9 protein-coding genes are annotated in these 6,399 nt (G+C 66.0%); 8 read left to right on the top strand and 1 reads right to left on the bottom strand.

Annotated elements, in window-relative coordinates:
* Positions 1-211: 211 nt before the first annotated feature.
* Positions 212-952 (bottom strand): SDR family oxidoreductase, encoded by a 741-nt coding sequence (locus tag FHY02_RS21925; RefSeq protein WP_183926358.1) that lies wholly within the window; start codon positions 950-952, stop codon positions 212-214.
* 80 nt (positions 953-1,032) lie between these two features.
* Here FHY02_RS21925 and FHY02_RS21920 point away from each other — a divergent pair, with 80 nt between their 5' ends.
* The 8 genes from FHY02_RS21920 (at position 1,033) to lysA (ending at position 6,320) form a co-directional block, all read left to right on the top strand.
* Positions 1,033-1,677 carry a TetR/AcrR family transcriptional regulator gene (locus tag FHY02_RS21920; RefSeq protein ID WP_183926356.1) on the top strand — a complete coding sequence of 215 codons (645 nt, stop codon included), beginning with the start codon at positions 1,033-1,035 and terminating at the stop codon, positions 1,675-1,677.
* Between the two features lie 292 nt (positions 1,678-1,969).
* Positions 1,970-2,506, top strand: coding sequence for a hypothetical protein (locus FHY02_RS21915; protein ID WP_183926354.1), 537 nt, complete (start codon positions 1,970-1,972; stop codon positions 2,504-2,506).
* On the top strand, positions 2,499-2,891 hold the full coding sequence (locus FHY02_RS21910; RefSeq protein ID WP_183926352.1) for a hypothetical protein: 393 nt from the start codon (positions 2,499-2,501) through the stop codon (positions 2,889-2,891). The genes FHY02_RS21915 and FHY02_RS21910 overlap by 8 nt, the downstream gene beginning before the upstream one ends.
* A gap of 13 nt (positions 2,892-2,904) precedes the next feature.
* Entirely contained in the window at positions 2,905-3,873 is a 969-nt protein-coding gene (locus tag FHY02_RS21905) for a magnesium and cobalt transport protein CorA (RefSeq protein ID WP_183926351.1), read from the top strand.
* 146 nt (positions 3,874-4,019) lie between these two features.
* A complete protein-coding gene (locus tag FHY02_RS21900; protein WP_183926349.1) occupies positions 4,020-4,283 on the top strand; it encodes a hypothetical protein in 264 nt (87 codons plus the stop codon).
* 11 nt (positions 4,284-4,294) lie between these two features.
* Positions 4,295-4,813, top strand: a complete 519-nt coding sequence (locus tag FHY02_RS21895; RefSeq protein WP_183926347.1) for a methyltransferase domain-containing protein — start codon at positions 4,295-4,297, stop codon at positions 4,811-4,813.
* Complete coding sequence (locus FHY02_RS21890; protein WP_183926345.1) at positions 4,810-5,073, top strand: hypothetical protein; 264 nt, start codon at positions 4,810-4,812, stop codon at positions 5,071-5,073. The genes FHY02_RS21895 and FHY02_RS21890 overlap by 4 nt, the downstream gene beginning before the upstream one ends.
* A 14-nt stretch (positions 5,074-5,087) precedes the next feature.
* On the top strand, positions 5,088-6,320 hold the full coding sequence (gene lysA / locus FHY02_RS21885) for a diaminopimelate decarboxylase (RefSeq protein WP_183926343.1): 1,233 nt from the start codon (positions 5,088-5,090) through the stop codon (positions 6,318-6,320).
* Positions 6,321-6,399: the final 79 nt, after the last annotated feature.

Here is a 6,399-nt window from a genome sequence, read left to right as displayed (position 1 = left end):
ATGCGGCGGCTCATGTCGACCGCGAAGACGACCGTGCCCCGGCAAATGACGTCCCCACACAAAGGCGCTTGCAAACCCCGCTATTAGACGACGGCGAGAAATCAAGAAGCGATCAGCGCCGTCTGAGTGACTAATTTTGGTCGGTCCGAATCGCAGTGTCCGATTAGATCGGCACGGCCCAACCAACCGGTGCGCCGTGCCGAAGCGTTCCTCAGGTGAGCGCCCCGCCATCGACGTTGAGGATGGCCCCGGTGATCTGCCGAGCAGCGGGCGTCGCCAGGAACGCGACCGCCGCGGCGACATCTTCGGGCTGACCGAAACGGCCAAGCGGAATGAGGCTCCGCTGAAAGTCGGCGAACTCACCGTTCTCTGGGTTCATCTCCGTGTTCGTCGAGCCCGGTTGGACGAGGTTCACGGTGATGTCGTGCGGGCCTAGCTCCTGCGCCAGGCCGCGCGTAAAGGATTGGAGGGCCGACTTGGTCATGTAGTAGACGGTGCCGGTCGCCCCCACGATCCGGTCTGCGCCGCCTGAGCCGATATTGATGATACGAGCGCCTGCATGGAGATGCGGGATCGCCGCCTTGGTGGCGAGCACTGGCCCGCGAACGTTGACCGCAAGAAGAGCGTCTAGGTCGTCGACAGTGAAGTCGGCGATGCTGTTATAGCGTGCGATCGCGGCGTTGTTGACGAGAATGTCCAGGCCGCCGAGCGCGTAGGCCGCCTCGGCGACCGCACGCTGAATCGCCGCCGGGTCGGCGCTGTCGGCCTGGATCGCCACGGCCTTGCGGCCCTTCTGCTCGATCGCCGTGACCACCTCTGCGGCACGCCCCGCCGACCGCTCATAGGTAATTGCCACGTCCGCACCCTTGTCAGCCAACGCGATCGCAATGGCCGCGCCGATGCCGCGCGAGCCGCCCGTCACGAGCGCCCGCTTGCCGTTCAGTTCCTGCACTGTCGAATCCTTTCTGTGTCGGGTGATACAGAATAGGTGTGCGCTTTGCAGGCGCTCGTCAATGAATTATATGTCGACCGATGCAGAATGAGGACGCAAGCGATGCGAGATGTGGAGCGGTTCGCCGTGGCCGGCCGCGCGCGTTCGATCGCGAGAGAGCGCTGGCCGCGGCGATGCACCTGTTCTGGCGCAAAGGTTATTCCGCGACTTCCATTTCCGATCTGACTGCGACGATGGGGATCGGGTCGCCGAGCCTCTATGCGGCCTTCGGCTCGAAAGAGGCGCTCTACGCCGAAGCGCTGGAGCATTACGGGCGCATGCATGAAGCGGCTACGTGGGGCGGCTTTTTCGCAGCGGAGACGGCGCGGGACGCAGTCTACGCGTTCCTCCGCGACACGGCGGCAGGCCTAATTGAGGCCGCGAACGGTTGTATGGTGACCTTGTCCGCTGTGGGAGCCGAGGGGCACGAGGGACTAGGCGCGCTCGTAGTCTCCGCACGCAACGTCACGCTTATTCGGCTCAAAGACCGCATAGAGAAGGCGAAAGCCGCGGGTGAGATCGATCGATCGGTGAACACGCAAACCCTCGCTCGCTTCGTACAAACCGTGCAGAATGGCATGTCGCTAATCGCGCGCGATGGTTCGAGCTTCGACGAACTGACAGCAGTTGTCGACACAGCCATGCTGGGCTGGGACGCCCAGCTGTGTGACGGGTCGCAGGCCTAGTGCACTCACACTCGCTGGCTGCGTTCTAGATCGTAACCCGCCGTTCCCGGTCGATCTGCTGAACGAATGACCGAAGTCGGGAAGCCGACGAGGCACCCCGAATGGCCGCAAGTGGGTCACGATGGAGATATCACGGAGGTCCAACGTAGAGGTCACCACCATTCCCTTCTGACTTCTCAATCGGTGGCGTTCGGCGCACCACTACGTCGCCGCTATGGAGATCCCAACTTTCGATCTCGAACTGCTACGCCGCGCACGATAGCTGGATCGCCACCTCAACGAGGATGGTGGCATGGTTCAGTGGCATCGATCGAGATCTGGTGACCTCGCGCTTCGCGCCGGCGGTCTGTCTTTGTGCGCGCTCTCCTACGTAGCCGTGGCGCGACTGGCATCGATGCATGTGCCGCCGATGAAGGCTGGCCTGACCTCCTTCGTCCTCGCCGCATTAGGCTTCGTGGCGGCGAGCGCTGGCAGTCTCCTGCTCACGCTGGGTCGGCGCCTGTTCGACGAGGTGGAGGTGAGCGCGCGGTGGCGACACCGCGTCCGCGTGAGCATCTCTTCTCTGATGGAGCAACTCTCGATGAACAACATCAAGGAGCCTGCGCTGCTCGTCGTTGGACGTGATGCCGATGGCAGCTGGACCGTGCGCGAGAGCGCGGGAATGCTGCTAGGTCGCTTCGCCTCGGCCGAAGCGGCGCGGCGTTTTGCTCAGGCGGAGAGGGCTGGGCAGCCGCAGGTCGCGATTGCGTCGTCTGCGGGCGCGGTGGCTAGGATCGATGGACGGCTTAGCCTGCGCATCGTCGAAGCAAAGGCGGCGTCAGGTGCGTAAGATCCCCGCTCGCCTGCTCGGCGCCCTGCTACTCGCTGCCGCGACCGGCACATCTCTGCTCCACCGTGCTGTGTACGAGACGGTCGCGACGGGACAGGCGCACCCTGCCGAATTCGCTTTGGGACTGCTCAGCTTCGTGCTGGCGACCTGCGGTATACTCCTTCTGGTCCACGGCCGAAAATTGCTCGAGCCACCGCCCCAAGCTCGCCTGGAGCCAGCGCCCTCGCTGCAGGAGCGATTTACGCGCCCGGTCCCGCCTACCAGTGGGGCGTTCGACACGCGGCGCTCGGCCTCGCTGATGCAGGCCCGCCACGTCATCGCGGTTGCCCGTGCACGATCGGTGAAGGTGCGGCAGACGGCGAGCCTCGCTCACCGGCACCGCTGAGGCGCTCTCGCTTGTGCCGGTCATTGCCGCCTACCTGTACCGCCATGGACGCCGCGTTCGCGAGATCGCGATCGAGGAGCAGGTCAGCTGTCCGAGCGACCGCTCGGAGTTCGTCTGGATCGGGCTCAGCGACCCGTGTGCCGACGAGATCGAGACATTGCAGCGGCTCTACGGCCTGCATCCGCTCGCGGTAGAGGACTCGCTCAAGGACGGGCAACTGCCCAAGGTTGACGTCTACGGCGATCAGCTGTTCGTCATCGGTCGCACGGCCTACCTGTGCGGCGGTCGCATTGTCTACGGCCAAACCGCCGCGTTCCTTGGGCACAGCCACATCATCACCGTGCGTCAGGGCTCGACCCGATCGCACCGGCCGCTGCGGGAGCATCTAGAGGCAGCGCCCGACCTGCTCGGCAAAGGCGGAGACTATGTCCTCCATGCGGTTCTCGACTTCATCGTCGACGGCTATCTGCCGCTTGTGACTGCGCTGGAGGAGGAGGTCGCGGCGATGGAGCAGCGCATGCTCGACACCTTCCTCGATCGCGCCGAGATCGCGCGCATCTTCGCGCTGCGCCGTGACCTCATGCGGTTCGATCGAATCCTGGTGCCGATGGAGGAGGTGGCGCGCAAGTTCGCTAAGAGCGAGCTACCCTGCGTCGACGCCGAGGCACGGCACTACTTCCGCGACGTGCTCGACCACGTCCGCCGTGTCGAGGCGATGACGAGTGGGCTGCGCGAGCTGCTCACCTCGGTGTTCGAGTTCAGCAATCTGATCGAGCAGCAGCGCACCGGCGCGATCGCGCGCCAGCTCGCCGCCTGGGCGGCGATCCTGGCGGTGCCGACGGCGATCGCGGGCATCTACGGCATGAACTTCGAGCACATGCCCGAGCTGCACAGCCGTTACGGCTACCCCGCCACGCTGGTGGCCATTCTTACGATCTGCTCGGCGCTGTACTGGCGGTTCAGGCGCGCTCGCTGGCTGTGAGCCAGCGGCTAGATGCGACGAGCCGTTGACGCACTATGCCGCCACTATGCCGATCCCGCGTATCGATCTCGAAAGACTATGGGAGCACGCGTAGCTGAGATGGGCGGGCACGTGTTACCCGTTCATCGAAGGCATCAGTAACGATCATGTCGTCTGAACCTCTCCCGGAGCCCGACGAACGCGGCCCGGTCATCTACGTCGGTCAGGACCATGCGGGCCACTGGCTCGTCCAGGACGGCGCAGGCAAGCTTGAGGGACGCTTCACCTCGCGTGGCGCCGCACTGAGCTTCGCTCACGCCGAGCGCGAAATTTACCACGCCAGCCTCGAGATGGCGGTCAAGCCGCTCAAGCCCCTCATCCCGTTTGGTCCGGTCCCTGCCGGCGAGCGCGCGCTCGTGCGCGTGGCCTGAAGGGAGTCATCATGACAGCGACGATGAAGAAGGCCGGCCTGTCGACGGCCAACGGTCCCCGCGCAGCGCGCGACTTCGCGGTGCCGGGCTCGCGCACGGTTCACACCGATCCGCGCTGGCTACCGCTTATCGCGGCGCTCGCAGACCTGCGGCAGCGGCACCGCTGCTCCGTCCGGATCGTCGATGCCGACTGCGGCAACGGTGCGCTGCTGATCGAGGCAGCGCGAGAGGCACGTGCGCTCGGCTTCACCGCTATCGAGGCGCGCGGCGTCGACGGTTCGCCGGCGATGATCGCGCGTGCGCGCTCGGCTGCAGGCATGATGCGAGACGGTGCGATCGGCCTCACTTTTGACCAGGCCGACATGGCGCAGGCGCTGGCCCAGGAGGCGGTCTTCCCGGCCGACATTGTGCTTTGGCACGGCACCGCGAGCGACGATCATCGGGCGGGTCTCAGCGAGCTGCTGGCAGCCGCGGGTGACCGCGTCGTGGGCGATCCAGCCGCCGTGGCGATCGGGGGTATGCTCGCGTGACCTTTCGCGACCTCGCCTGGAAGGCCACCGGCTTCGCCCTGTTCGCCGGCGCCTGTGCGGCCTGCCTGATGCTGGATCGATCACCGCTGATGGTGCCGCTCTTCATCGTCGCCCTGCTCGGGTTGCCGCTGATGGTACACGGCAAGCGCGTGGCGCAGGTGTTTCGCGCCGAGCGGCGCGGCCACTATCACACCGCAACCGCGGTCCATGCCGCACGCGTGCGTCGGCGTGGGCAGAACAGCGACGGCTTCGGCCTGTGAGCGACGGATCGACGATGAGCTTCTTTGAGTACAAGGAAGGCGCCCTTCACGCCGAGGACGTGCCGCTCTCGGCGATTGCGGAGGCAGTCGGCACGCCGGTGCACGTCTACTCGGCCGCCGCCCTGCGTCACGCAGCGGATGCGTTTCGCTCGGCGCTGCGGACGCTGCCTGCGGCCCGCTTCGCCTTCGCGGTAAAGGCCAATCCGAACAGCGCGGTGCTACGCCTGCTGGCTGGGCGCGGCTTCGGTGCGGACATCGTCTCGGGTGGCGAGCTGCGCCGTGCGCTCGACGCGGGCATGGTGCCGGCCGGCATCGTCTTTTCGGGCGTCGGCAAGACCGACCGCGAGCTCAGCGATGCGCTCGACGCCAACATCGGCCAGTTCAACCTCGAGCTGGAGGAAGAGGGGCGAGTGCTCTCGCGCCTCGCGTACGTTCGGGGTCAGCGCGCCCCGGCGGTGCTGCGCGTCAACCCCGACGTCGACGCGGGCACCCACGCCAAGATCTCGACCGGTCGCCGCGAGAACAAGTTCGGCGTGGGCATCGCCGATGCCGCCGACATCTACGACCGGCTGGGCCGGCTAGATGGGCTGCACCTGCATGGGCTGGCATTGCACATCGGCAGCCAGCTTAGCGATCTTGCTCCGCTCGAGGCGGCGTACCGCCGCATCGGCGAGCTCATCCTGGAGCTGCGGGCGCGTGGCCATGTGATTACCCGCGTCGACCTGGGTGGAGGGCTCGGCATCCCGTACCGCGAGGAGGATCATATCCCTTCGCTGACCGACTATGCCGCCATGGTCGCTCGCGTCTCCGCGCAGTGGAACGTCGGTCTAACCTTCGAGCCCGGAAGGATTATCGCCGGGCTTGCCGGCGTGCTGATGACCCGCGTCATATGGGTGAAGCCAGGCACGGCAGCGCCGTTCGTTATCGTCGACGCGGCAATGAACGATCTGGCACGGCCGGCGATGTACGGCGCCTTTCACCGCTTCGCCGCCGTTCAGCCCTCCGGCGAGACGATGGTCGCCAACCTGGCTGGTCCGGTCTGCGAGACCGGCGACACCTTTGGCACTGACCAGGAGATTGACCGGGTTTCGCGAGGCGATCTGGCGGTCTTCCATGCGACCGGTGCCTACGGCGCCTCCATGGCTTCCAGCTACAACTGCCGCCCGTTAAGCGCACAGGTGCTCGTGGACGGGGGATCCTTCGAGGTTGTCGGAGAGCGCACCATACCGGCAGAGCGCGCAGCCTGAACCAGCGCCCGCACGCGCGAGGCGGTATCGGGCGCTTGGGCGCGAACTTGGCATGAGCGGTTTCGCCAGATTGGACGGG

Origin of the sequence: Sphingomonas sp. BK069 (genome assembly GCF_014193405.1) — a bacterium.
In the GTDB taxonomy this organism is placed as follows: domain Bacteria; phylum Pseudomonadota; class Alphaproteobacteria; order Sphingomonadales; family Sphingomonadaceae; genus Sphingomonas.
Note: the sequence above shows the minus strand (reverse complement) of the source record. Positions and strands in the feature narration are given on the sequence as shown.